28 protein-coding genes and 1 riboswitch are annotated in these 24,248 nt (G+C 30.2%); of the genes, 22 read left to right on the forward strand and 6 right to left on the reverse strand.

The window, feature by feature from the left end; translation table 11 throughout:
- The 3 genes from M915_RS00005 to pyrE all read left to right on the forward strand — a co-directional run.
- The coding region (locus M915_RS00005) for a stalk domain-containing protein (RefSeq protein ID WP_036728121.1) at positions 1-915 on the forward strand (915 nt) is incomplete at its 5' end.
- A gap of 103 nt (positions 916-1,018) precedes the next feature.
- Positions 1,019-1,720, forward strand: a complete 702-nt coding sequence (gene pyrF / locus M915_RS00010) for an orotidine-5'-phosphate decarboxylase (protein WP_036728123.1) — start codon at positions 1,019-1,021, stop codon at positions 1,718-1,720.
- A gap of 3 nt (positions 1,721-1,723) precedes the next feature.
- Positions 1,724-2,353: an orotate phosphoribosyltransferase gene (gene pyrE, locus M915_RS00015; protein WP_036728126.1), complete on the forward strand. Its 630-nt coding sequence runs from the start codon at positions 1,724-1,726 to the stop codon at positions 2,351-2,353.
- A 40-nt stretch (positions 2,354-2,393) separates the two neighbouring features.
- On the opposite strand, the gene M915_RS00020 is transcribed toward pyrE, so the two are convergent.
- Positions 2,394-3,251: a putative ABC transporter permease gene (locus M915_RS00020; RefSeq protein ID WP_051259751.1), complete on the reverse strand. Its 858-nt coding sequence runs from the start codon at positions 3,249-3,251 to the stop codon at positions 2,394-2,396.
- Positions 3,252-3,356: 105 nt separating this feature from the next.
- On the opposite strand from M915_RS00020, the gene M915_RS07340 reads away from it, so the two are divergent.
- The 12 genes from M915_RS07340 (at position 3,357) to M915_RS00080 (ending at position 14,775) form a co-directional block, all read left to right on the forward strand.
- A complete protein-coding gene (locus M915_RS07340; protein ID WP_081689711.1) occupies positions 3,357-3,746 on the forward strand; it encodes a YkvA family protein in 390 nt (129 codons plus the stop codon).
- A complete protein-coding gene (locus M915_RS00030; RefSeq protein WP_036728128.1) occupies positions 3,733-4,341 on the forward strand; it encodes a DNA-3-methyladenine glycosylase in 609 nt (202 codons plus the stop codon). The genes M915_RS07340 and M915_RS00030 overlap by 14 nt, the downstream gene beginning before the upstream one ends.
- Before the next feature lie 98 nt (positions 4,342-4,439).
- Positions 4,440-5,261, forward strand: a complete 822-nt coding sequence (locus M915_RS00035) for an energy-coupling factor transporter ATPase (protein ID WP_036728131.1) — start codon at positions 4,440-4,442, stop codon at positions 5,259-5,261.
- A complete protein-coding gene (locus tag M915_RS00040; protein ID WP_009222578.1) occupies positions 5,252-6,118 on the forward strand; it encodes an energy-coupling factor transporter ATPase in 867 nt (288 codons plus the stop codon). The genes M915_RS00035 and M915_RS00040 overlap by 10 nt, the downstream gene beginning before the upstream one ends.
- Positions 6,111-6,908 carry an energy-coupling factor transporter transmembrane component T family protein gene (locus M915_RS00045; protein WP_009222577.1) on the forward strand — a complete coding sequence of 266 codons (798 nt, stop codon included), beginning with the start codon at positions 6,111-6,113 and terminating at the stop codon, positions 6,906-6,908. Before M915_RS00040 ends, M915_RS00045 begins: the two co-directional genes overlap by 8 nt.
- Positions 6,905-7,636 (forward strand): tRNA pseudouridine(38-40) synthase TruA, encoded by a 732-nt coding sequence (gene truA, locus M915_RS00050; RefSeq protein ID WP_036728138.1) that lies wholly within the window; start codon positions 6,905-6,907, stop codon positions 7,634-7,636. The genes M915_RS00045 and truA overlap by 4 nt, the downstream gene beginning before the upstream one ends.
- A 282-nt stretch (positions 7,637-7,918) precedes the next feature.
- Positions 7,919-9,718 carry a DUF4153 domain-containing protein gene (locus M915_RS00055; protein WP_036728142.1) on the forward strand — a complete coding sequence of 600 codons (1,800 nt, stop codon included), beginning with the start codon at positions 7,919-7,921 and terminating at the stop codon, positions 9,716-9,718.
- Between the two features lie 71 nt (positions 9,719-9,789).
- Positions 9,790-10,485, forward strand: a complete 696-nt coding sequence (locus tag M915_RS00060; protein ID WP_036728145.1) for a tRNA1(Val) (adenine(37)-N6)-methyltransferase — start codon at positions 9,790-9,792, stop codon at positions 10,483-10,485.
- A complete protein-coding gene (gene rsmI / locus M915_RS00065; protein ID WP_036728147.1) occupies positions 10,486-11,298 on the forward strand; it encodes a 16S rRNA (cytidine(1402)-2'-O)-methyltransferase in 813 nt (270 codons plus the stop codon). It begins immediately after the preceding gene.
- Positions 11,291-12,235 (forward strand): DNA double-strand break repair nuclease NurA, encoded by a 945-nt coding sequence (locus M915_RS00070; RefSeq protein WP_036728152.1) that lies wholly within the window; start codon positions 11,291-11,293, stop codon positions 12,233-12,235. The genes rsmI and M915_RS00070 overlap by 8 nt, the downstream gene beginning before the upstream one ends.
- On the forward strand, positions 12,232-14,076 hold the full coding sequence (locus M915_RS00075; RefSeq protein WP_036728154.1) for an ATP-binding protein: 1,845 nt from the start codon (positions 12,232-12,234) through the stop codon (positions 14,074-14,076). The genes M915_RS00070 and M915_RS00075 overlap by 4 nt, the downstream gene beginning before the upstream one ends.
- Before the next feature lie 9 nt (positions 14,077-14,085).
- Positions 14,086-14,775, forward strand: coding sequence for a DNA alkylation repair protein (locus M915_RS00080; RefSeq protein ID WP_036728156.1), 690 nt, complete (start codon positions 14,086-14,088; stop codon positions 14,773-14,775).
- Between the two features lie 78 nt (positions 14,776-14,853).
- On the opposite strand, the gene M915_RS00085 is transcribed toward M915_RS00080, so the two are convergent.
- The 5 genes from M915_RS00085 to M915_RS00105 form a co-directional block, all read right to left on the reverse strand.
- Positions 14,854-16,374, reverse strand: a complete 1,521-nt coding sequence (locus tag M915_RS00085; protein WP_036728298.1) for a helicase HerA-like domain-containing protein — start codon at positions 16,372-16,374, stop codon at positions 14,854-14,856.
- Positions 16,375-16,463: 89 nt separating this feature from the next.
- Complete coding sequence (gene folK, locus M915_RS00090) at positions 16,464-17,282, reverse strand: 2-amino-4-hydroxy-6-hydroxymethyldihydropteridine diphosphokinase (RefSeq protein ID WP_009222568.1); 819 nt, start codon at positions 17,280-17,282, stop codon at positions 16,464-16,466.
- A gap of 10 nt (positions 17,283-17,292) precedes the next feature.
- Positions 17,293-17,769, reverse strand: a complete 477-nt coding sequence (locus M915_RS00095; protein WP_036728159.1) for an HD domain-containing protein — start codon at positions 17,767-17,769, stop codon at positions 17,293-17,295.
- The gene (folE, locus tag M915_RS00100; RefSeq protein ID WP_036728300.1) at positions 17,766-18,320 is read right to left on the reverse strand and encodes a GTP cyclohydrolase I FolE; all 555 of its coding nucleotides are present in this window, start codon (positions 18,318-18,320) and stop codon (positions 17,766-17,768) included. Before folE ends, M915_RS00095 begins: the two co-directional genes overlap by 4 nt.
- A 57-nt stretch (positions 18,321-18,377) precedes the next feature.
- Positions 18,378-18,471, reverse strand: a riboswitch (THF riboswitch).
- Positions 18,472-18,548: 77 nt separating this feature from the next.
- Positions 18,549-18,908: a hypothetical protein gene (locus M915_RS00105; RefSeq protein WP_009222565.1), complete on the reverse strand. Its 360-nt coding sequence runs from the start codon at positions 18,906-18,908 to the stop codon at positions 18,549-18,551.
- A gap of 136 nt (positions 18,909-19,044) precedes the next feature.
- Between M915_RS00105 and trhA the strand changes: the two genes are divergently transcribed.
- The 7 genes from trhA (at position 19,045) to M915_RS00140 (ending at position 24,179) form a co-directional block, all read left to right on the forward strand.
- Positions 19,045-19,692 (forward strand): PAQR family membrane homeostasis protein TrhA, encoded by a 648-nt coding sequence (gene trhA, locus M915_RS00110; protein ID WP_235043740.1) that lies wholly within the window; start codon positions 19,045-19,047, stop codon positions 19,690-19,692.
- A 55-nt stretch (positions 19,693-19,747) separates the two neighbouring features.
- Positions 19,748-20,218 carry a glutathione peroxidase gene (locus M915_RS00115; protein ID WP_036728165.1) on the forward strand — a complete coding sequence of 157 codons (471 nt, stop codon included), beginning with the start codon at positions 19,748-19,750 and terminating at the stop codon, positions 20,216-20,218.
- Between the two features lie 103 nt (positions 20,219-20,321).
- Entirely contained in the window at positions 20,322-21,143 is an 822-nt protein-coding gene (locus tag M915_RS00120) for a purine-nucleoside phosphorylase (protein ID WP_036728166.1), read from the forward strand.
- 9 nt (positions 21,144-21,152) lie between these two features.
- Positions 21,153-22,205: an S-methyl-5-thioribose-1-phosphate isomerase gene (locus M915_RS00125; RefSeq protein WP_036728169.1), complete on the forward strand. Its 1,053-nt coding sequence runs from the start codon at positions 21,153-21,155 to the stop codon at positions 22,203-22,205.
- An 11-nt stretch (positions 22,206-22,216) separates the two neighbouring features.
- Positions 22,217-22,858 (forward strand): L-fuculose-phosphate aldolase, encoded by a 642-nt coding sequence (locus tag M915_RS00130; protein ID WP_036728170.1) that lies wholly within the window; start codon positions 22,217-22,219, stop codon positions 22,856-22,858.
- Positions 22,859-22,904: 46 nt separating this feature from the next.
- Positions 22,905-23,387 carry an LURP-one-related/scramblase family protein gene (locus M915_RS00135; RefSeq protein WP_009222559.1) on the forward strand — a complete coding sequence of 161 codons (483 nt, stop codon included), beginning with the start codon at positions 22,905-22,907 and terminating at the stop codon, positions 23,385-23,387.
- Between the two features lie 87 nt (positions 23,388-23,474).
- Positions 23,475-24,179, forward strand: coding sequence for a hypothetical protein (locus tag M915_RS00140; RefSeq protein WP_036728172.1), 705 nt, complete (start codon positions 23,475-23,477; stop codon positions 24,177-24,179).
- Positions 24,180-24,248: the final 69 nt, after the last annotated feature.

Raw genomic sequence — 24,248 nt, forward strand, 5'->3', positions numbered from 1 at the left:
TCAGACAGCTATGGTAACTATAATATCAGTTTCAGCAGTTCTTACCAAGGATCTTTAAGCGGAATATATGCAACAGTTGCAGATTATAACGGATACAATAATGGATATAACAATGGATACGGAAATTACAAAAACCTATATTTAGTTGCGACAAAGAGTGGATATACTTCAGATAAGTATTATCTAAGCGGAGTTAATAATAATACTTCTTATGAAACAGCTAAGGAAGCAAAGGTAACTAATGCAAATCCGAATACATCATTTATTAACGGATATAATGTAAATGCAGGAGCTTCAGTTTCTGTTAAGGATAGTTCAGGAACAACACTTGGAACTGCAACTGCAGATGCAAACGGATATTTTGTAATTTATACAAATAGAGCATTGAAATCCGAAGAAACTTTAACATTTACAACTCATGTAAGTAATTCAAGTAAAGATGCAATTTCAACTTATAAAGTAGGTTCGGATACAACAAAGACAACGACTACATCAACTAAATTCAAGAGTGAATTTACTATTGGAAGCAGCAAGATAGAAAAAACAGTAGACGGAGTATCAACTCTAAAATATATGGATGTTGTGCCATACATTAAAGACGGCAGAACAATGATGCCGGTTCGTTATGTAGCAGAAGCTCTTGGATATACAGTAACTTATAACAAAACTACAAGAATGGCATCTTTTACAAATGGAAGTAATGTAGTTCTAATCAATATTGACTCTGATGAATTCTATGTAAATGGAGAAAAACATACTTTTACAGTAAAACCTGAAATAAAAGATGGAAGAACAATGCTTCCTATTTCTGAAGTAGGAAAGGCTCTTGGCTTGACTCACGGAAATAAAGGGGAAGGAAAAAATATTGAGTGGGATGCTGAAAATAAAACAGTAACAATTCAAAAAGATAAATAAAAAAATACCACAGAGAAATCTGTGGTTATTTTTTGCATAAAAATATAAAAGTATGTCAAAATTAGTTTCAAATATGGTAAAATCAATATAAAGGAGGCAGAATATGAATAGAGATGTAATAATAGCATTGGATTTTGAATCTAAAGCAAAAACACTTGATTTTCTTGATATGTTTGAAGATAAACTTTATGTAAAAGTTGGGATGGAACTTTTTTATAAAGAAGGTCCTTCAATTATAGAAGAAATAAAAAAAAGAGGACATAAGATTTTCTTGGATTTAAAGCTTCACGATATTCCAAATACAGTTGCCAAGGCGACAATTTCAATTATGAGTTTAAATACAGATATGATAAATTATCATATTGCAGGTGGAAGAGAAATGCTTAAAGGTGCGGTTGATGAAGCAAAAAAAATAAATAAAGATGTAGTTACACTTGGAATTACTATGCTTACATCAACTTCAGATGAAATGATGCACGATGAAATTTTAATTGATAATAAATATTCTGTAAAAGACACTGTAATTAAGTATGCCATGATTGGAAAAGAAAGCGGGCTTACAGGTGTAGTATGCTCTGCTCTTGAAGTTCCCAAAATAAAAGAAATATTGGGAGATGAATTTATTTGTGTAACTCCGGGAATAAGATTAAAAACAAACAGCAGTGACGATCAAAAAAGAGTTGTAACACCTGAAGATGCAAGAGAGCTCGGCAGTGATTACATAGTGGTAGGTCGTCCTATAACTAAAGCTGAAAATCCTGTTTCAGTATACAAGGAAATTAGAAAAATGTTTTTAGGAGAATAGTTTATGAAAGAAGTAGCAAAGATTTTACTTGATATTAAAGCTGTGACTTTGTCACCGAGAGCACCATATACTTGGGCATCGGGAATAAAATCCCCGATATACTGTGATAACAGACTTACTCTTTCCTATCCGAAGGAGAGAAAAGTTGTTGAAGAAGGTCTTAAAAAATTAGTTGAAGAAAAATTTCCGCAGGCTGAATACATTATGGGAACTGCAACAGCCGGAATACCTCATGCCGCAATAATAGCATCTGAATTAAATCTTCCTATGGGATTTGTCCGTTCATCAAATAAAGATCACGGAAAACAGAATAAAATAGAGGGAAAGATTATTGAGGGAGCAAAAACTGTAGTAGTTGAAGATTTATTTTCAACAGGAGGCTCTTCAATTGAGGCGGCTCTTGCTTTAAAAAGTGCAGGTTTTGATGTTTTGGGAATAGTTTCAATATTCACATATAATTTACACGACGCGGAGGAAAATTTTAAGAAAAATAATATAGTCCACTACTCATTGACAAATTTTGAAGAACTTTCAGATGTAGCTAATGAAATCAATTATATTGATGATGAAGAATTGAAAATGTTAGAGGCATGGAGAAAAAATCCGAAAGATGAAAGTTGGATAAATAAATAAAAAATAAAAGCTCCTTTTATATTTAAAGGGAGCTTTTACTCTATCTAATATCAGTTTTGGTTTTTTCTATAAATTCTTTTAAACGACTATGTTCACGTTTTAAGTTTGGAAATGCATTTAAAAGTCTCTTATGCCTTGGAAGATTAAACAGATTTGCTTTTAAAAGTTTATTATATTTATCTTTAATTCTGTCAAGTTCTCTATATTTTTCATTTTTATAATTTTTAAGCATTAGATCTACAGCAGGTTTATTTTCTGAAATAAATTCGATATCTTCTTTAATTTCAGTTGTTCTGATTTCAACATTTTCTATATTTTTAACCAATTTGCTGCTTATGTCATTTGAAATCACCTTTAGATTTGCTGCAATTTTATCAAGCTCGTAAAAGTGCTTTCTGAGTTTTAAAACCGTAAGTGCAGTTTCAGTAAGATCAATTAAAAATAAAATTATAATTATTGATGTAATTAAATTTGGAATTATAATCGGCAGACTCCAAAAATAATTTGAAGCATTTAAAATTATAGGGAAAATTATATAGCACATTAAAAGTCCGCCTATACCCCACATAATAGAATATTTGAGACAGATATATCCTTTGAAATTAAAAGGTTTGTCTGAATAGTCCCACCATTTCTTTTTAAATATCATTTCCAATATAATACCTGTAATCAATTCGACAAATGTTGCTGTTAACATAATTTCAAAAAATACAAGCATAAAATTTTTTTGAGGATATATAAAAATCAATATCAACATCAATCCGACGCCATATATTGGACATATCGGTCCGTTAAGGACTCCCGCATTCACATAATTTTTTGAATCAATGTATGTATAACTCACCTCAGTCATCCAACCTAAAAAAGCAAATATGAAAAAAAGCAATGTTTTTATCATGATTACCTCCTAAAATCAATTATAATATTATATAAATAATATCATATATTTGCTGTGAATAAAAATTTTTCTTTGGGGAATAGATATGTTGAGGTGATAGTTGTTATGAAAATACCTTTAAAAATATTATTGAGATTAAAAAAATCCGCAGAGAGAATTTATAATGACAAAGATAAATTTTCTGAATTACTTGAAAAAATTAAACACAGTAGATTGAACATAGATGAATTTTCAAAGATAAAATTTGAGCTTATTCTATTAATTTCAATGTGTTATGATTTTATAAGGGGAAGATATAAAAATATAAGAAAATCCGATATGCTGCTTATAATATGCGCATTCATATATCTTTTAAATCCGATGGATATAATACCTGATATGTTATTGGGAATAGGATTTTTGGATGATTTGACAATATTGACATATTTGATTTCAAAAATAAGATTGCAAATAAAAAATTATGAGAAATGGAAGATGGAAAATGAAGTTAAATAGGAATTTCTATAATAGAGATACGGATAAAGTTGCAAGGGAACTTTTGGGAAAAATTTTGGTTAGAAAATATAATGGAGTTACACTTGAAGCCAAAATAGTTGAAACGGAAGCATATCTTGGTTTTGATGACAGAGCCTCACATACATTTAACGGAAGAAGAACATTAAGAAATGAGGTTATGTATGGAAGAGCAGGACATTTGTATGTATATTTTACATATGGAATGTATAATCTTGTAAATGTGGTTACAAATAAAGTCGGATTAGGAGAGGCTGTACTTATAAGAGCGGTTGAACCTGTTAAAAATATAGATGAATTTTCAAAAAACAGATTTGGAAAAAAATTTAAAGAGCTTTCAAATTATCAAAAGAAAAATTTAACCAACGGTCCGGGAAAACTCACTATAGCCATGAAAATAGATAGAAATGATTATGGAAAAGATCTTTTAGGTAATGAAATATACATAAAAGACGGATATAACTTTGATTTTAAAACAATAAGTTCAAAACGCATAGGAATAGACTATGCGATGGAGGCTAAAGATTTTTTGCTTAGATATTATATTGAGGATAATGAATTTGTTTCAGTTAAATAATTTATTTCAGAGGATAAAATTTTATTAAATTAATAAATGTATTGAAAACTTTATTTGCTTGTAATAAACTATTAATTTAGAGGAATAAGGGGTAAATTATGATAGAAATAAAAAATGTAAGTTTCAAATATGATGAAACGGAAAATTCTGAATATATAATTGAAAATTTAAATCTAAACATAGAAAAAGGAGAATTTGTAGCTATACTCGGACATAATGGTAGCGGCAAGAGCACACTTGCAAAACTTATAAATGGACTTTTGTTACCTTCTGACGGAGATGTTTTTGTAGATGGAATGAACACTAAAGATGACGAAAATCTATGGAAGATAAGGTCTCTTGCAGGTATGGTATTTCAAAATCCTGACAACCAATTGGTTGCAACCGTTGTAGAGGAAGATGTTGCATTCGGACCTGAAAATTTAGGTGTGCCGTCAGATGAAATAAAAAAGAGGGTGGATTTTTCTCTTGAGGCTGTTGGAATGAACGATTACAGAAAAAATGCTCCTCATATGCTCTCGGGAGGTCAAAAGCAAAGAGTTGCAATAGCGGGAATACTTGCAATGACACCGGATTATATAATTTTAGATGAGCCAACTGCTATGCTTGATCCTGTTGGAAGAAAAGAAGTAATGGAAACTATATTGATGTTGAATAAGACACAAAATAAAACTATAGTATTAATTACTCACTATATGGATGAGGCGGCGAAAAGCGACAGACTCATAGTTATGGAAAAGGGGAAAGTTGTACTTGACGGAACTCCTAAAAAGGTGTTTTCAAATGTTAACGAAGTAAAAAAAATAGGGCTTGATGTTCCACAAGTTACGGAACTTGCTTGGGAATTAAAAAATAGCGGATTTGATATAAATAATGAAATTTTAAGTATAGATGAATTAGTAGGTGAAATATGGCATTAGTTGAGATAAAAAATTTAACTCATGTATATGGAATGGGAACAGCATTTGAAAAAAATGCCATAGAAAATATAAATTTAAACATAGAAAAAGGAGATTTCATTGGACTTATAGGGCATACCGGTTCAGGAAAATCAACACTCATACAACATTTAAACGGACTTATAAAGCCTACTGACGGCAGTATAATAATTGACGGTAAAAATATTTCTGATAAGAATGTTTCTTTAAGAGAAGTCAGACAAAAAGTCGGTTTGGTATTTCAATATCCGGAATATCAATTATTTGAGGAAACTATCGGTAAAGATATTGCATTTGGACCGATAAATCAGGGACTAAATGAAAAAGAAGTAGAGTGTAGAGTTAAAGATGCAATGGAATCTGTTGGACTTGATTATGAATATTTTAAGGATAAATCTCCATTTGAACTTTCCGGAGGTCAAAAGAGGAGAGTTGCAATAGCGGGAGTACTTGCAATGCAACCTGAAATTTTGATTTTAGATGAGCCGACTGCAGGTCTTGATCCTGCAGGTAGAGATGAAATTTTAGGAGAAATAGAAAAAATATATCATGACAGAGAAATTACAATATTAGTTGTTTCTCACAGTATGGAGGATATGGCAAGTATTGCAAAGCGAATAATTGTCATGAGCAAGGGACATGTTATGATGGATGATACCCCAAGAGAGATTTTTAAGAGAGAAGATGAACTTGTAAGTATAGGACTTGGAGTTCCTCAGATAACTTCTTTTATGAGAGAACTTAAAAAGAGGGGTGCGGATATAAATTCGGACTGTATAACTGTTGAAGAGGCGAAATTAGAATTAGAAAAGTTTTTAAGGAGTAAGAGAAATGCTTAAAGATATAACTGTCGGTCAATATTATCCCAGTAATTCAGTAATACACAAATTAGATCCGAGAACAAAAATAATAGTTATGCTGCTATTCATAGTGGGAATATTTTTTGTCAACAGCTATACTCCATATTTATTAGTGGGTGCATATTTATTTATGGTTATAAAATTATCACATGTACCGTTTTCAATGGTGCTAAGAGGAGTAAAACCGTTAAAATGGATATTGATAATAACATTTGTGGTCAATGTATTGTTTATGCCCGGGGATATTTTATATAAAATAGGTTTTATAAAAATTACAAGTCAGGGTATTCATATGGCAATAAAAATGGCAATAAGACTTATGTTGTTGGTAATGGGGACAAGTATGCTCACATTTACAACATCGCCTATTGAAATGACAGATGGAATAGAAGAACTTCTAAAGCCTATGAAAAAAATTGGTGTTCCGGCGCATGAAATAGCAATGATGATGACAATAGCTCTTAGATTCATTCCAACACTTGTTGAAGAAACAGATAAAATAATGAAAGCACAAATGGCAAGAGGAGCGGATTTTGAATCGGGTAATGTATTAAATAGAGCAAAAAATTTGGTTCCTTTGTTAGTTCCGCTATTTATAAATTCATTCAGAAGAGCGGATGAACTTGCAACGGCAATGGAAGCAAGGTGTTATAGAGGTGGAGAGGGAAGAACAAAATTTAAAGAGCTTTCTTATAAAAAAATAGATAGTATTGCATTTGCACTTAATCTTGCTTTAATTATAGTTTTAGTTATATGGAGATATATATGAATATTAAACTCATAGTTAGCTATGATGGCAGCAGCTATCATGGATTTCAAATACAACCTCAAGCAAGTACTGTTGAAGGCGTTCTGAAAAATGCAATAGAGGATACTGTAAAGCATGAAATAAAATTATATACAGCGGGACGAACAGACAGTGGAGTACATGCTATGGGTCAGTGTGTGAATTTTTACTCTGAAACTACAATTAATATTGGAAATTTGCCGAAAGTAATAAATTTTCATTTACCGGACGATATATCAGTTGTCGGTGCAAGTTATGTGGATGACGATTTTCATGCAAGATATTCCGCTAAGGGAAAATATTATAGATATGTGATATATAGAGGGAAATATAGAAATCCTCTATATAGAAATAGAGCTATGCACTTCCCCTATGAATTGAATCTTAAAAAAATGCAAAGTACACTTAATTATTTAATAGGGGAAAATGATTATAAGACATTTATGGGAAGACACGCCATAGTTAAAGACACTATAAGAAGGATAGATAAAATTGAAGTTGTTGAAGATGGAGATTTTATATATATAGATTTTTACGGCAAGAGTTTTTTGAAGAATATGGTCAGGATAATTGTCGGGACGGCGGTGGAAATTGCAAGAGGAAGATTTGAAGAAGAATATATGAAGTATGCGTTAAATAAAAAACATAGAAAGGCTGCGGGGCCTACTGCACCAAGCTATGGTTTATATTTGATGAAAATATATTATTGAGCCTTTACAGGCTCGTTTTTTATTTCATAAATTCTGTCAGATGGTTAATTCCGTTGTAAATATAAATTTCTATTCAAATAGAAAAGTAAAAATCACATGTTTATAATTTTGGACAAATTGTCTATTTTATGCTTGATTATGATTTAGATAATGTATTTTTGTTTAGAAAATGGTAAAAAAATATATAAAATACTTAGAAAATAGTTACAATGTGGTAAAAAAGATATTTTTTAATTGTTAAATATTACGTTTTGGTTTAAAATATTCTAAGATGGAGGTTTTATGAAAGTTATATATAAATTTAAAGATACAATAAATAAATCTTTTTATTCCATAAAAAGATTTCCGATAGCTATGCTTTGTATTTTGCTAAGTGCACTATTTTTTATAATTGGTGTAAACAAGGGAAGTTTTCCCACCGGGGCAGATAATGTAGGACTTGACTTGACATATACAAAAATAGGATATTTTTTATTAATGTCTTCGGCAACTTTTATATTTCTAAAATTATTTTCGGAGTCACTTTCAGCTAATGTAAGGAATGAAGAAGAATTAAAGAGATTTAGATTATTTAAGATTTTTGCATATGTTATAAATTTTCCGTTTTTATATGGAATTTATGAAAGAGTATTGTTTTCAGACAATGGACTGTTTTTATATGAGATAGGATACACTTACTTTGGGCTACTTTTATTTTTTGTAGTATCCTGTGCATATATATCCAAATTATTTTATCATAAGGATTATATAGCTTATGCATTAAAGATTATAAGTTCAGGAATAATATCAGTTTTTTATTCTTTGGTATTATTTTTTGGAATGAGTGTCATATATTATTCTTTTAAACATTTATTTGGCATTTCAATTTCTTTAGAAGTCTATTTTAATACCGCAATTTTGATATTTTTACCGTTTAATTGCGGAATATTCCTTTCAGGATTACCAAGGTGCAGAGATTCTTTTGATAACTATGAAATATCAAAACCGATTAAAATATTATTAGCATATATTTTAATTCCGATATTTACAGTATATGCCATAATAATTTATTTGTATTTTGCAAAGATTATTTTTATACGAGAAATTCCTTCGGGAATTGTGACAAATTTAGTATTATGGTTTTCAATACTTACTACAATTTTGTTGTTTATACTTGGAAAAATAAGAGATATATTTTTTGTAAATTGCTTTAGAAAAGTTTTTCCGATTGCAATGATTCCGCTTCTCGGTATGATGTTTTATTCAATAGGTATTAGAGTATATCAATATGGAGTAACTGAGAACAGATATTTTGTAATAGTTGGCGGAATATTTTGTCTTATATCAATGTTGTACTACATTTTTTACAATAAAAATTCAAATATAACAATTCCGGTTGTATTAAGTGCATTGATATTGTTATCATCAGTAGGACCTGTATCTGCATATAATGTTACGGCGTCAAATCAAAATGCCAGATTGAATAAACTTTTGTATGAAAATAATATGCTTAAGGGAGATAAAATAATTCCAAATTCAAATGTAGAAGAAGATGCAAAAGAAGAAATAATTGAAATTGTGAAGTATATGTCTAACAATCATAGAACATGGGAGTTAAAATACATTCCTAATGATTTTACGTTTGACAATGAAAATATTGAAAAGGTATTTGGATTTAAGCTTGATAATATTGAACAGGCAATAGAAAACGATGAAATATTTTATTATGAGCCTAATTCCACGTCAATTAATATTGAAGGATATACCAAATTAATGCAATTTGAATTCTATTCATCTGAGCCAAATACAAGTTCAATAGGAAGTTATGAAGCTACTTTAGATAACGGAAAAGTAACAATCAGATATATTAACAAGGACAATAAATTTGATTTAACTACATTTAATGTGAAGGATGTATTTGAAAAATTAAAAGCAATTAAAAAATCAAATGAAATAGTGGATCCTGAGGACCTTTCTATAGAAGGAAGAGAACAGGGAATAAATTATAAGATAATTTTTGTTGATTTGAGTCTTACAGGAATACAACAAAAAGATAGTTATTATTATTTAAAATTTTATTTGATGGCAGGAAAGGCAAATTAAGGGAAGTTTAATACTTCTCTTTTTTTATATAGTTGTATTTATAATATATAATTTTATGGTAAAATAATTTTATGAAAAGAGATTATGTACCCGGAACAAAATATATAATTTATCAAGATGAAAATAGTTTTAAATATGGCACTGATTCATTAATATTATCATCATTTGCAAAAGTAAAAGGCGTTTGTGCGGATTTTGGTAGCGGAACAGGAATTTTGTGTTTAAGGCTTATTGATAAAGCAACAAAATTTATAAATTTTGAAATAAATGAAAATGCAGTAAAGCTTTTAAATAAGTCCATAATAGAAAATCATCTTGATGATAAAATAATAAATTACAATATTGATATATCGGATGTTAAAAATTTTGTTTTACATCAGAGTGTGGATACAATAGTAATAAATCCTCCATACTACAATAGCGGAATGAGAGCCGGCAATGATACTATTGCAAAAGCAAGACATAGCGAGAGATTAGATGATTTTGTGAATGCAGCTAAGTATATGCTTAAAAATGGAGGAACTATCTATATTGTAATAGCGGTTGAAAGAATGATAGATTTGTTTATACTTCTTAGAGATGCAAGTATTGAACCTAAAAAAATTAGATTTGTAAAAAAGAATTTTAATTCAAAAGCGAGTTTAATTTTAGTAAAGGCAGTTAAACAAGCTAAATGTGGATTTAACATAGAACAAGACTTAGTATTGTATGAAAATGATAAAATTTCACATGACTTTGAAAAAATATATAATAACGAGGAGATATAGATGATATATTTTTGTCCTACACCAATCGGAAATTTAAAGGATATAACGGAGAGAACACTTGAAGTATTAAATTCAGTAGATATAATTGCGGCAGAAGATACAAGAGTTACCTTAAAACTTTTAAATAGTTATGGAATCAAAAAAAAGTTGATAAGTTATCATAAGTTTAACGAAGTTTCTCAATCTGAAAATATAGTTGAGCTTTCAAAAGATAATGATATAGCTGTTGTAACTGATGCAGGACTTCCCGGAATAAGTGATCCGGGAGAGGTGCTTGTAAAAAAACTTATAGAAGAAAAAATTGAATTTAAAGTTTTACCGGGTGCCAATGCTGCACTTACTGCACTTGTTTTATCAGGACTTGATACTGAACACTTTATTTTTTACGGTTTTTTGAATTCAAAGTCAAGCTTGAGAAAAAAAGAACTTGAAAATATAAAGGATTTAAAATTCACATTAATTTTTTATGAAGCACCACATAGATTAAAGGCAATGTTAGATGATTTATATGAAATATTTGAAGATAGAAAAATTTCAATTTCAAGAGAACTTACAAAAATGTATGAAACTACATATAGAGGATCATTGGAGAGTATATTAAATAATTTTGATGATATAACTTTAAAAGGGGAATTTGTAATTGTTGTAGAGGGATTTTGTAAGAAAAATGAAGGAATTGATATAAAGTCAATACTTGAAGCTAAAATTCAGTCGGGAGTTAAGAAATCTCAGGCTGTAAAAGATGTTTCAAAGGAATATAATTTATCTAAAAATGAAGTTTATAAAATTAGTTTAGAGGTTTTTAATGAGTAATTTAAAAGATATTGAAACTGAAATAAAAAATATTAATACATTGCTTAAAAATAAATATGAAGAAATTTTTTCTATGGATATGAATCAGTTCAGGACGGAAATTTTAAATAAGGCAGGAAAAATAAAAACTCTCAAGAAACTTTCAAGCGATGAGCTTTTAAAATTTGGACTTGTAGTTGGAGTAGACGGTTCTACAAACAGAGTTGGGGGAGCGTATCCGCACTATATAGAATTATTCCAAGCTCTTGCAAAACCGACGGTAGGAGAAAGAATTTTTTTAAATGAATGTTATACTCCGATGATAGACGGAATTATTGACAATAGGGAATTTGAAAATAAGAATAGAGATAAGATGCTTGCCGATATTGAACTTAAAGCTGCATTAAAATCAATAGAACAGCATAGACCTAAGATTTTGATGATGGACGGAGGTCTTATACGATATAAAATAAATAATAGTGACGGATATAATGAACTTATTGAAAATGCTGAAAAAAATGACGTTATTTTAGTCGGAGTTATTAAAGATTTAAAGACTAATATAATTTCACGTTCTGTAAATAGAGCCGAAAATATCTATGATAGAGAAATTTTATATGGCAGACTTTTAAAAGGAGAAATTTTTGAAGTTTTTGATGCATATAATAATAAGTTTCAGGAGGGAGGACTTGTGAGTGCATTTCTCAGAACTTCAAACTCTGCTATGATGGTAGGACTTGATTTAATAGAAAGTCAAAGAGAATATTTGACGGATATTGCAAATTTGGTATATACATTGACTCCGGAGAATTCAAGAGGAGTTCCTTTATGGCTTGATATTGTTGATAGTGAGGTTAAAATAACAGATGCTATAATAAAAGCTATGCTTGAAGAATATTTAGACAGAGATATATATGAAAGATTTTTTATATCGGAAAGAGATAGGAGAAGTTTATGAAAGTAGTTGGAATTACAACAGGACAAGAAGTATATATAGGTTCAAAAGATAGAAACTTTAGGATGAATGAGTTTTTAATCGTTGAAGATGAAGTTCAAGGAGATTTAGTAGGAGAAATAGTTGAAGCTAAAACTTTTAACAGATATATCCCGCTTAATATTGGTGGAGATTTCATTGATAATTCAGTTATTGAAAGTCTTAGAATTATGGGATATGACGTAAATGATGAAACTATATATATAGGTAGACTTCGTCTGTTAAAGGAAGCATTATATCCTGTGCTTACAGGTAGCAGTGTTAGGGTTCCGAAGTTTTCTGAAGTTAAAAAATTAATTATATCTACAAGTCCAAGTGACGGACTTTTGCTTGGGGTAATCAGAAATACGGATTCACTTACAGATGATATGAATGATGAGTATAAGAATTTAGTTGAAACATTTGAGTACGGAAAATTTTTAAATCAAAAAGATGTACCATATGTGTTTGATTATAAGTCAATGCACGAATATCCTCATATTGGAGTTTTTGGAGGATCAGGTTCCGGAAAGAGTTTCGGACTTAGAGTTGTTCTTGAAGAAATCATGCAAAAAAATATTCCTACAATTGTTCTTGATCCGCATTATGAAATGTCATTTAGTCAAAAATCAAGCGGAAATATCGTAAGAGATTATAATGATAAATTTTCGGCTTTGCAGATAGGTGTCGATATTGGAATAAAATTTGAAGAACTTACAGTTGCCGATATTAAAAATCTTTTGAATACGTCAAGTCAGCTTACTGATTCTATGAATAACACAGTAGATACAATTTTTGTAAGGGGGAACAATTATTTCAGCTTTTTTAATAAGCTAAAATATTTAATAGAAGCTCAAGAAGTTGGTTCAATTGAAAAAATTGATGAGAAGATTTTCTATGCAGAACAGGAAGAAAAAGAAGAATGGGAAGAAAAAAGAAAAATATTTTTAAAATATGATAAAACTTGTCCAATACAATCTGTAAAAGGAGTTATGTGGCGTCTTGCTAAATTATATAATGAGGGGATTTTTAATAGAGATATAACAGAACTTGTAGATGGACTTAAATCAGGTAACCTTATGGTTATACAAGGATCTACAAGGATTATACAAGTATTTTCTACATACTTATTGAATAAGTTGTATTATGAGAGAAGAGAATATAGAGAATCTGTATACAGAGCGGAAACGGCAGAATTTTTTCCGCCATTTATAATTGTTACGGATGAAGCACATAATTTCGCTCCAAAAGGATATGATACGCCTTCAAAATCTATTTTAAGGGAGATAGCACAAGAGGGGAGAAAATACGGTGTATTTTTAATTCTTGCGACACAGAGGCCGACTCTTTTAGATGAAACTATAACTGCACAATTAAATACAAAATTTATTTTTAGAACTGTAAGGGCATCCGATATTGATACTATTAGAGAAGAAACTGATATTTCTACCGATGAATCAAAAAGATTGCCATATCTCACAACCGGTGATGTATTTATATCATCTGCTAAAATGGGAAGAACTTCTTATGTCAGAATAAGAGCGGCACATACTCAATCACCTCATAAGGAAAATCCGTTTGATGAACTTTCAAGTATAAAACTGAAAGATAATGCTAAATTTTTAAATTATGTAAAAGAATATATGCCTATATCCACATCGGTAGACAGCCTTTCAATAATTAGGAGTATTTATGAAAAATATTCAGTAAATTATACAGTAGATCAATTTAATTTAAAATTGAAAGAACTTGAAAATTGTGGACTTATTGAAGTTGAAGAGACGTTTTTAGGTTCACAATATAAACTTAAAGATGGAGAAAATTAGGAGATATTTATGGATATAAATAAATATATAATGGACGAGCTTTTTAAAAATCAAGATTTAGAATATAGAGAATTTAATTCAAAATTGATTCCGAATGTGAATAAAGATACAATGATAGGTGTTAGAACCCCTATACTTAGAAATATTTCAAAACATATTTTAAAAAACTATAATTATGATGATTTTTTAAATAGTATTCCGCACAAATATTTTGAAGAAAATAATTTGCACGGATTTTTGATTGAAAGAGAGAACAATTTTGAAAAAGCGATTAAACTGATAGATGATTTTTTACCTGTTGTAGATAATTGGGCGACCTGTGATTTATTTTCTCCGGTAATTTTTAAAAAATATCCTGAAAAATCTTATGCGGAAATTCTAAGGTGGCTTGAGAGTGAACATACTTATACAAAGAGATTTGCTATAGTATCTCTAATGTCAAAATATCTTGATGAAAGATTTGAAACTGATATGTTATATAAGGTTGCAGAAATAAAATCGGATGAATACTATATAAATATGGCAATAGCATGGTATTTAAGTTTTGCACTTGTAAAGCAATATGATGTGGCAATTAAATTGATAGAAGAGAAGTCATTAGATAAGTTTGTTCAAAACAAGTCGATACAAAAAGCGGTTGAAAGTAGAAGAATAAGTGATGATAGAAAATTGTATCTAAAATCACTTAAAATTAAATAATATGCAAGAATTAAATAATAGATAATAAAGACAAATTCATTTAATTGAAACAAATTAAAAAGCAGCTTTAAGCTGCTTTTATCTTTTTTTAGTTATTGATCCGAAGAGACCTCTTGCTATTTCACGACCTATTGAGCGAGTCATTGTATTGAGGAATGAATCTACTCCTTTTGTGACTGCACTTTGAGTTTTTCTTCTCTGTCTCTCTTCATATTCTTGTTGTTTTTTAAGCTCTTTTTCTCTTTGAGCTTTAAGTTTTTCTTCTTCTCGTTGAAGTTTTAACTCTTCAATTTTTTGTGTTGTATTTATGATTTCCTGTTTTTGCTCAGTTAACTTTCTTTCCAAAATTTCATATGCGGATTCTCTATCCACAAGTTCTCTATATTTATAGAACAATTGAGAATTTGAAATTATATATTGATATTCGTCATCCGTAAGAGCATCAAATGATGAATGAGGCGGTAGAATAAGAGCCTTATTTGTAATTGAAGGAGCTCCGCTTTCATCAAGAAATGAAATTAAAGCCTCTCCGGTTTTAAGCTTTGTTATTTCCTCGGATATATTCATACTTGGGTTTGGTCTAAATGTTTCAGAAATTTCTTTTATTGCTTTTAATTCTCTTGGAGAGAATGCTCTCAGTTGATGTACTATTCTGTTGCCGAGCTGTGATGATACAGTTGATGGAATATCAAGCGGATTTTGTGTTATAAAGAATATTCCGACTCCCTTTGAACGAATGAGTCTTATGACCTGTTCAATTTTGTCCTGAATTAATTTAGGCGCATTATTGAATAGAAGATGTGCTTCGTCAAAGAAGAATACCAGTTTTGGAATTTCAGGATTTCCAATTTCCGGAAGAGTTTCAAATAATTCTGAAAGAAGCCATAACAGAAACATAGAATATAGTGTAGGGTTATTTATAAGTTTTTTGCTTGATAAAATATTTATATATCCTCTTCCGTCCGTATCTTTTTTAAATATATCATTTATGTCAAGAGCAGGTTCTGCGAAAAACATATCGCCCCCTCTGTCTTCAAGCATCAAAATTTTTCTTTGAATTGCACTTATACTTTGTTCAGTTATATTTCCATATAAGCTTGAATATTTATTCTTATTTTCCGCCAAGTAGTTTAACATTGAACGGAGATCTTTTATATCAATTAATAGAAGTCCCTGTTCATCTGCAACTCTAAAGGCGATGTTCAATATTCCTGTTTGCGTATCATTTAGTTCTAATATTTGTGATAGTAGGATAGGACCCATTTCTGATATGGTAATTCTTAGAGGAAGACCTTTTTCTCCATACACATCCCAAAGCGTTATCGGATAATTTTTAAACTCAAAGTTTTGCAAATTCAGTTCCGATATTCTTGAATTTAATTTGTCGTTCATTGTGCCGATTTTGCATAAATTTGCAAGATCACCTTTTACATCGGAAAGTATTGTCGGAACACCCAAATCGGAAAAATATTCACATAAGACTTTAAGAGTTACAGTTTTTCCTGTACCGGTTGCTCCACAAATTAAACCGTGTTGGTTTACTTTATCGCTTAATAAATTTATATCTTCATTTCCACGTGCAATCAATAGTTCCATGATAACCTCCATGTTAGTTCTTAATTTAGATTATAACATTAAACTGATAATAAAAAAAATAGTAAATAAAAAAACATCCTTTAACAAGGATGTTATGAGTTGGCTTTCAGTTCTTCAAATAAAACTCTCATGGATTTATTAAAGATTGGATGAATGTAATGAGCCGCTATATCACACATTGGCTCAAGGACAAATTGCCTTTCTGAAATATATGGATGAGGGATTATCAAATCCGGATGGTACATTTTAAAATCATCAAAGAATAAAATATCAATATCAACTGTTCTCGGGCCCCAATGAATTTCACGTTTGCGTCCGAGGTCAAGTTCTATTTTTTGTAAATGCCTTAGAAGTTCAAGCGGTTCATAGGTAGTTGAAATTTCAATAACTTGATTTAAAAAATCATTTTGCTGGGTATAACCCCAAGGTGCCGTTTTATATAATTTAGATGATTTTACGACAGTTGTGTATTCGTCATTTATCATTTCTACAGCACTTGCCAATATTTCATTTGAGTTACCCATATTGGAGCCTAAACCTAAAAAAGCAAAATGTCTTTTTCTATATATTTCAATAAAAATATTGTCTGTCGGAAGCATTACGGGAGCCCATGGCTTTTTTACTCTTACAAATACATCTTCCACAATTTCATATTTTTTTAATATGAATTGTGCAATTTCTTCAGCACAGGTTTCAATTAAGTCGTTTGATTTTGATTTAAAAAGTTTTGTTATATCTTCTGCCAGTATTCCATAGTGAACACTTTTTGTAAGGTCGCCTGTAATTGCACAATGCTGCAAATTAATTCCAAGTTTTAAATCAATCATAAATTTTTGACCAAGTGATTTTTCGGCATCAAAGACTCCGTGATTTGCAAAAACTATTAAATTTGAAATGTTTATATAATCCATGACTACTCCTTTAATAAGTTATTTTATGATTTTTCTTTTCAGAACTCCAGTTACAAACATCAGATGATATACAATCAAAACAATTTCTTGAAAGTTTATCAGCTTTATAAAAAAGACTTTCAAATGTAATTTCATCAGATTTTGTTCTGTGATTTTTTATTGCCGATAGTATTAGCATCTTATCATCAAGACTGAAGTTAGTATATTCAAGTGCAACCTTTGCAACATCACAAGATGCTATTTCGTGTCTTATACCTGATTTAATTTCTTCAATTCTGCCTAAATCATGAAGTATTGCCGCCGAATAAACCAAATCTCTATCTATATTAATTTTATTTTCGAGACATAAAATATAACAAATTCTTGCAACACTTAAAAAGTGCATCATATTATGTCTGCAATAAATTCTATCACGCTCTAAATACTCAAGTGTGCTTAATTTTTCTTTAATAAAATCTAAATTTAAAATTATATTTGTATTTATCATAAATTCATCAATCTATATGCTTCATTTCTAAGATTTAAATCTGTTTCTAAAATTCCTCTACTTATTGAAGTAACAGTTTTTGTACCGGGTCTTTTTACACCGCGCATATTCATACACATATGCTCCGCCTCTATAACAACAAGTACACCTTGTGCATTTAAGTATTCCATAATTGCATTTGCAATTTCAAGATTTAATCTTTCTTGTAGTTGAGGTTTTTTAGCATATACATCAACAGTTCTTGCAAGTTTTGAAAGCCCTGCTACTCTTCCGTTAGGCATATAAGCTATATGTACTTTACCCCAAAATGGAAGAAGATGGTGTTCGCACATTGAATAAAAGGTTATATCTTTTTCAATTACCATATTTCCGTCAACAAGTTCAAATGTTTTTGACAAATGATTTTCGGCTGTTTGACCAAGACCGCTAAAAATTTCTTCATACATACGAGCTACCCTTTGAGGTGTTTCAACAAGTCCCTCTCTTGAAGGATCTTCTCCTATTGCCTCAAGTATCATAGTAACTGCCTTTTCAATTTTTTTATTATCTATTTTAATCACCCTTTCAAAAAATAAAAAAAAGCATTGTCAAAGACAACACTTCCATAACAAAGCGGAAGCAATATATCATCGCAAAAAAAATTTTTTCGTTAGAAGACTACATCCCATTCTTCTACACTTAACGTGATATACTTACTCTTCGTCTGTGTAAATTATATCACGATAAGTCAAAAAGTAAAGTAAAATATAGACGCAAAAATCGGAAGGAATTAACCGGATTTAAATTTTATTTGTCGTGGTAGATGCTATGATAAATCCAATTATTATTGAGCATATAACATTTGATGTATTACATTTTTTTAGGATAAAGCATAATAAAATAGATAACATACTGTAAATTAAAAATGAAATTAAAAAATTTTTGACATATTTTTTATCGGATATTCCCACAGAAAGTTTAAATATCATTAGAGTAAAATTTACTATAATTGCTAAAAATGTAAGTGATAAATAAAAGATTAAAAACCATGTAAAATTAAAATTTGGTTCATAATTTAAATATGACATTATATATATTAAAGTTGATGTTACTATAAATAATATATTTACATATGGTGCAAGTTTTTTTATGTATTTCATGTTGTACCTCCACAGATATTATAGCATACAGCATCAAAAATTATAATGGCATTTGAAGATATAGCTCATAAGTGTTAAAATAAAATTAGGGAAGAATATTAAATTTATGAAAATAAAAAAACAGGGGTGATTGATGATGGAAAAAGCTAAGAGAGAAAATCTTATAATTGAAATATTTAACAGTGCAAGTCATGGCATCGGAGTAATTATAGGAATTGTGTTTCTAATCTTAATGATTTTTAAATTTGCAAGTATTATAAGCGCTTCAGAATTTGCAGGATATATAATTTATGCAAGTTGTTTTATATTTATGTTTTTGGCAAGTACATTGTACCATGGGATTCAGAATGAAAAAGCAAAGGGGATACTTAGAATTTTTGATCATTCTGCAATATTTTTCTTTATTGCAGGTTCATATACACCAATAATTTTAACAATATTGGAGGGAAAAGCTAAAATTTTATTTTTAAGCTTAATTTGGACTATTGCAGCAATAGGATTTATTTTTAAACTATGCACCTACGGGAAGTATGATAAGTTTAAAAAATTGTCGGTGTTCATATATGTGTTTATGGGTTGGATTTCAATTTTTATGATAAAGGAAATACTGCTAAAGACAAGTTTTACATTTCTAATATTGATAGTTTCAGGTGGAATAATATATACAATGGGAACTTACTTTTATAAGAAAAAATTACCGTTATATAATCATATAATATGGCATTTTTTCGTACTTGCAGCAGCAATTTGTCATCTTGTTGCCATATATAATTTTTTGCAATAGATAGTGTTAAAAATTATATGGGTATATTTATATCATAGAAAGTTGAGGTAAGTATATGATATATGATTTTAAGGTAAAAGATACATTTGGAGAAGAAGTTTCTTTAAGAGAGTATGACGGCTATGTAATGCTCATTGTAAATACTGCAAGTAAGTGCGGTTTTACTCCTCAGTTCGAAGGACTTGAGTTGTTATATCAAAAATATAAAGATAAAAAATTTGTAATAATAGGATTTCCATGTAATCAATTTGGAAACCAAGATCTGGGAAGTAATGAAGAAATAAGAACATTTTGCAGTTTGAACTACGGAGTGAGCTTTCCCATGATGGCAAAGATAGATGTAAATGGAGAAAATCAAGCTCCTCTTTATAAATATTTAAAGAGTGAAAAGAGGGGAGCATTGTTAAGTTCAATTAAATGGAATTTCACAAAGTTTTTAATAGACAGAAACGGAAATGTTGTAGAGAGGTTTGCACCTACAACAACACCTGAAAAATTGGAAAGTGAAATAGAAAATTTACTATAAAAAGGCTGAACTTGTGTCAGCCTTTTTTGTATGTGATTGCAAAGGATTTGAGGCTATGCTAAACTAAAATTGTAATAAAATAATAGAAAGAAAAGGTGATATCGTGAATTATGATTATGAATACTTTAAAGAGAGCGCTGATTATATATTATCAAAAATAAATTTCAGACCGAGTATAGGGATAGTACTCGGTTCGTGCTTAGGTGAGTTGTCGGATGAAATTGAAAATCAAGTAATAATTGATTATGATGAAATTCCCAATTTTTTAAAATCTACGGTTAAATCTCATGCAGGTAGGTTAATATTGGGACAGTTGAAGGGAAAAGATGTAATATGTATGTCCGGTAGATTTCACTATTATGAGGGGTATGAATTTGAACAGCTTGTAATTCCCATAAGAGTATTTAAACTGCTTGGGGTTGAAACTGTAATACTTACTAATGCTGCAGGTGCAATAAATATTTCTTATAATACAGGGGACATAATGTTGATAGAGGATCACATAAAATTTATGGGGTCAAGTCCTCTTAGAGGAAATAATTTTGATGAATTCGGTCCAAGATTTTTTGATATGTCAAATGCGTATGACAGAGAACTTAGAGAAATTGTGAAGAAGTCGGCAAAAGATTTAGGTATTAATCTAAAAGAGGGAATATATTTTTATGCAGAAGGTCCGCAGTTTGAAACGCCTGCAGAAATAAGAGCTATGAGAGCAATGGGAGCCGATGCTGTGGGAATGTCAACTGTAACAGAAGTGATAACGGCAATACACTGTAATATTAAAGTTATCGGATTATCCTTAATAAGTAATATGGCGGCAGGAGTTTTAAATAATAGAGTTACAGCCGAGGAAGTTGATATAGTGGCAAGTCAGTCGGCGGAAAAATTTAAGCGATTGGTAAATGAAATAGTAAAAAAAATTTAGAGGTAACTTATGATAAGACAAGATAACGATTTGGCATTTATGCTTAAATATGAAAATGTGGCGTGGTATGAAAACGGTGCAGTTAAAATTTTAGACAGAAGAGTATATCCCACAGAGATAAAATTTGTAACATGTCATAGCTATATTGAAGTTGCAGAGGCAATAGCAGATATGGTAACACAAAGTGCAGGACCATATACTGCTGCCGGTATGGGTATGGCACTTGCAGCCTACGAATGCAGAAATATGAAATGGGAAGATATTCTGAGCTATTTAGAAAAAGCATCATGCATACTAAGTCATGCAAGACCGACTACGGTTGAGCGCATGAAGAAAGTTACGGAAGGCTGCTTAAATGCTGTAAAAAATTTTGCAGATTCGGGCAGAGCATTTGATGAGATAATTTTTGAGAGAACACTTGAAAGCTTAAACCGAAGATATTTTACAATGAGCATTGTTGCAAAAAATTTAGTGAATCTATTTCCGGATAATGCATCTATAATGACTCAGTGTTTTGGTGAGACAATAGTGGGAACAATGCTGAGAGAAGCTAAGCAAAGAGGCAAGGACATAAAACTTTTTGTACCGGAAACAAGACCGTATTTTCAAGGAGCAAGGCTTACTGCAAGCGTTGCAAGGCAGCAGGGATTTGATACAACTGTAATTACAGATAATATGCCCGCATTTGTGATGAAAAATAATAAAATAGACTTGTTTACATCAGCTGCAGATGTTATTTGTATGGACGGACATGTTGTAAATAAGATAGGCACATATCAAATAGCGTTGTGTGCAAAATATCATGGAGTTCCATATTTTGTAACAGGAATACCCGATGAAAAAAATTCTGACATATCAAGTGTTACTATAGAGTATAGAGATCCGAGACTTGTACTTGAAGCAAGAGGGATAAAAAATACACTTGATGGAGTTTGCGGATACTATCCGTCATTTGACATAACACCACCGCATTTAGTAAGTGGAGTAGTTACTGACAAGGGAGTATATGTACCGTATAATTTAAAGAGGTATTTTGAAACAGAAGTAAAAGAATATTATTAAGAGGTTTTAGTATGTTGATGGAAAAAGAGAGAGAGCTTGTCGTTGAATATGGGAAAAAATTAATTACCCATGGACTTACAAAAGGCTCCGGTGGAAATATAAGTATATTTGACAGAGAGAATAAAGTTATGGCTATAAGCCCAAGCGGCATGAACTATTTTGAAACAAAAATTAATGATATAGTAATTATGAATTCAGACGGGAATGTGATAGAAGGCAATTTAAAACCGTCAAGTGAGTGGCAAATGCACTTGATATATTACAATAACAGAGAAGATGTGGACGCAATAGTACATACTCACTCAAAATATGCAACTGCAATTTCGTGTATGGGAGAAACACTTCAGCCTGTTCACTATTTAATAGCTCTTGCGGGGTTTGATGTCAAATGTGCAAAATATGCAACATATGGAAGTGTGGAACTTGCAAAAAATGCTTTAGAAGCGACAGAGGATAGAAATGCTGTACTTCTTGCAAATCACGGTCTAATAGCATTGGGTTCGAGTATAGAAGAAGCATTTTCTACAGCGGAACATTTGGAATATGTATCTGAATTATATTATCTGACAAAGCTGATTGGAGGAGGCAACCTTTTAACAAAAGAACAGCTTGAAGAAGTTATGAAAAAATTTAAAAGCTATAAATATAAATAAATGTAAAATTTGATATAATTTTTATACAATACATCAGGAGGACAATATGCATAACTTATATGTAAAACAAAAAGTTTTTAAGATTACCGATCATTATGAAGTTTTGGACTATAATCAAAATGCGGTTTATTATGTAGATCAGGATTTTAAAATTATAGGAAATACAGTGAATGTAACTAAAGCAGACGGAAGCGGAAATTTTGTTATTGATAGAGAAATTTTTACGCTTATGCCAAGATATAACGTAAAATTCAGTGATGGAAGATCATTTGTGATAAAGCAAAACTTCACATTTTTTAGAAAAGATATTGATGTTATCTCAGATGAGTACTCACTAAAATTGGAAGGCAATTTTTTAGACTTAAATTTTTCGATATATGATTCTGAAAGATTGGTCGGAGAAATCAGCCAAGAAATATTAGCGTGGGGAGATACTTTTGTAATAAGGGTAATTGAACCTGAATATGAGGAAGAATTACTTGCTCTTTTAATTGCAGTAGATGATATAAAAGATATGCAACAACATTGATTGGTATTTAAGGATTTAATAATAAGCTGAAAATACAGATAAAAATGGTACGATTAAAAAATAAATATGAATTCGGGGAAGATACTTATGAGTAAAAAACAACTAACACCGGAACAGCAAAGATTAGACTTAGATCTTATGATTATTGGGATTGTCACTTTTGCAGTTTTTGGAATATATGCAGTATACGGTACTCAAATGAAAGATTTCATTACAAACAGCAGTGTTAATTTGGTTTCAAGACTGTTATTTAATGCCGGAATACAGTTTGGAGTAGCCGGGTTAGGAATAGTCGCTGTAATGATTTTGAGAAAAGAAAGTTTCTATGAATATGGATTGAAAAAGAAAAATATTTTAAAATCAATACTTGGAACTATACTTTTTTTTATACCGTTGATTATTTATGAGTTTGCATCAGGAAACTTTAAGGGATACCGACCATTTTCAAGCATTTTAATAAGAGATGATGTAATATCCGGCGGTTTTCCGATAAATGTTTTGGGAATGTTATTAATTATTTTGACTTGGGGATTTTTTGAAGGAGTTAATTATGTAGTAATATCCGACAAAATTAATCAACGCTATCCTTTTAAGAATATTTGGATAAACTATGGCGCTATTATCTGTGCAATAATTTGTTTACTTTTTCATCCGATAAACACAAGCTTTTGGGGAATTATTGAACTGATTACTACATTTATTGCCATTTATGGAATGTTGGTTGTAAAAACTGAAACGGAAAATGCCTGGGGATGTATTTTTGCATTTTGCTTTATTTGGAATGCTCTATAAATTTCGGTTTGTAAAAAAAAAAATAAACAATTTAGGGTTATAGAAAAATGATATAGTTATAAAAATAGA

Source organism: Peptoniphilus mikwangii (assembly GCF_000468535.1).
Taxonomy (GTDB): domain Bacteria; phylum Bacillota; class Clostridia; order Tissierellales; family Peptoniphilaceae; genus Anaerosphaera; species Anaerosphaera mikwangii.

What these genes read in the sequence shown, in the direction of transcription:
- pyrF (WP_036728123.1), top strand. Translation starts at nt 1,019, where the DNA reads ATGAATAGAGATGTAATAATAGCATTGGATTTTGAATCTAAAGCAAAA.
- pyrE (WP_036728126.1), top strand. Translation starts at nt 1,724, where the DNA reads ATGAAAGAAGTAGCAAAGATTTTACTTGATATTAAAGCTGTGACTTTG.
- M915_RS00020 (WP_051259751.1), bottom strand. Translation starts at nt 3,251, where the DNA reads ATGATAAAAACATTGCTTTTTTTCATATTTGCTTTTTTAGGTTGGATG.
- M915_RS07340 (WP_081689711.1), top strand. Translation starts at nt 3,357, where the DNA reads ATGAAAATACCTTTAAAAATATTATTGAGATTAAAAAAATCCGCAGAG.
- M915_RS00030 (WP_036728128.1), top strand. Translation starts at nt 3,733, where the DNA reads ATGAAGTTAAATAGGAATTTCTATAATAGAGATACGGATAAAGTTGCA.
- M915_RS00035 (WP_036728131.1), top strand. Translation starts at nt 4,440, where the DNA reads ATGATAGAAATAAAAAATGTAAGTTTCAAATATGATGAAACGGAAAAT.
- M915_RS00040 (WP_009222578.1), top strand. Translation starts at nt 5,252, where the DNA reads ATGGCATTAGTTGAGATAAAAAATTTAACTCATGTATATGGAATGGGA.
- M915_RS00045 (WP_009222577.1), top strand. Translation starts at nt 6,111, where the DNA reads ATGCTTAAAGATATAACTGTCGGTCAATATTATCCCAGTAATTCAGTA.
- truA (WP_036728138.1), top strand. Translation starts at nt 6,905, where the DNA reads ATGAATATTAAACTCATAGTTAGCTATGATGGCAGCAGCTATCATGGA.
- M915_RS00055 (WP_036728142.1), top strand. Translation starts at nt 7,919, where the DNA reads ATGAAAGTTATATATAAATTTAAAGATACAATAAATAAATCTTTTTAT.
- M915_RS00060 (WP_036728145.1), top strand. Translation starts at nt 9,790, where the DNA reads ATGAAAAGAGATTATGTACCCGGAACAAAATATATAATTTATCAAGAT.
- rsmI (WP_036728147.1), top strand. Translation starts at nt 10,486, where the DNA reads ATGATATATTTTTGTCCTACACCAATCGGAAATTTAAAGGATATAACG.
- M915_RS00070 (WP_036728152.1), top strand. Translation starts at nt 11,291, where the DNA reads ATGAGTAATTTAAAAGATATTGAAACTGAAATAAAAAATATTAATACA.
- M915_RS00075 (WP_036728154.1), top strand. Translation starts at nt 12,232, where the DNA reads ATGAAAGTAGTTGGAATTACAACAGGACAAGAAGTATATATAGGTTCA.
- M915_RS00080 (WP_036728156.1), top strand. Translation starts at nt 14,086, where the DNA reads ATGGATATAAATAAATATATAATGGACGAGCTTTTTAAAAATCAAGAT.
- folK (WP_009222568.1), bottom strand. Translation starts at nt 17,282, where the DNA reads ATGGATTATATAAACATTTCAAATTTAATAGTTTTTGCAAATCACGGA.
- M915_RS00095 (WP_036728159.1), bottom strand. Translation starts at nt 17,769, where the DNA reads ATGATAAATACAAATATAATTTTAAATTTAGATTTTATTAAAGAAAAA.
- M915_RS00105 (WP_009222565.1), bottom strand. Translation starts at nt 18,908, where the DNA reads ATGAAATACATAAAAAAACTTGCACCATATGTAAATATATTATTTATA.
- trhA (WP_235043740.1), top strand. Translation starts at nt 19,045, where the DNA reads ATGGAAAAAGCTAAGAGAGAAAATCTTATAATTGAAATATTTAACAGT.
- M915_RS00115 (WP_036728165.1), top strand. Translation starts at nt 19,748, where the DNA reads ATGATATATGATTTTAAGGTAAAAGATACATTTGGAGAAGAAGTTTCT.
- M915_RS00125 (WP_036728169.1), top strand. Translation starts at nt 21,153, where the DNA reads ATGATAAGACAAGATAACGATTTGGCATTTATGCTTAAATATGAAAAT.
- M915_RS00130 (WP_036728170.1), top strand. Translation starts at nt 22,217, where the DNA reads ATGTTGATGGAAAAAGAGAGAGAGCTTGTCGTTGAATATGGGAAAAAA.
- M915_RS00135 (WP_009222559.1), top strand. Translation starts at nt 22,905, where the DNA reads ATGCATAACTTATATGTAAAACAAAAAGTTTTTAAGATTACCGATCAT.
- M915_RS00140 (WP_036728172.1), top strand. Translation starts at nt 23,475, where the DNA reads ATGAGTAAAAAACAACTAACACCGGAACAGCAAAGATTAGACTTAGAT.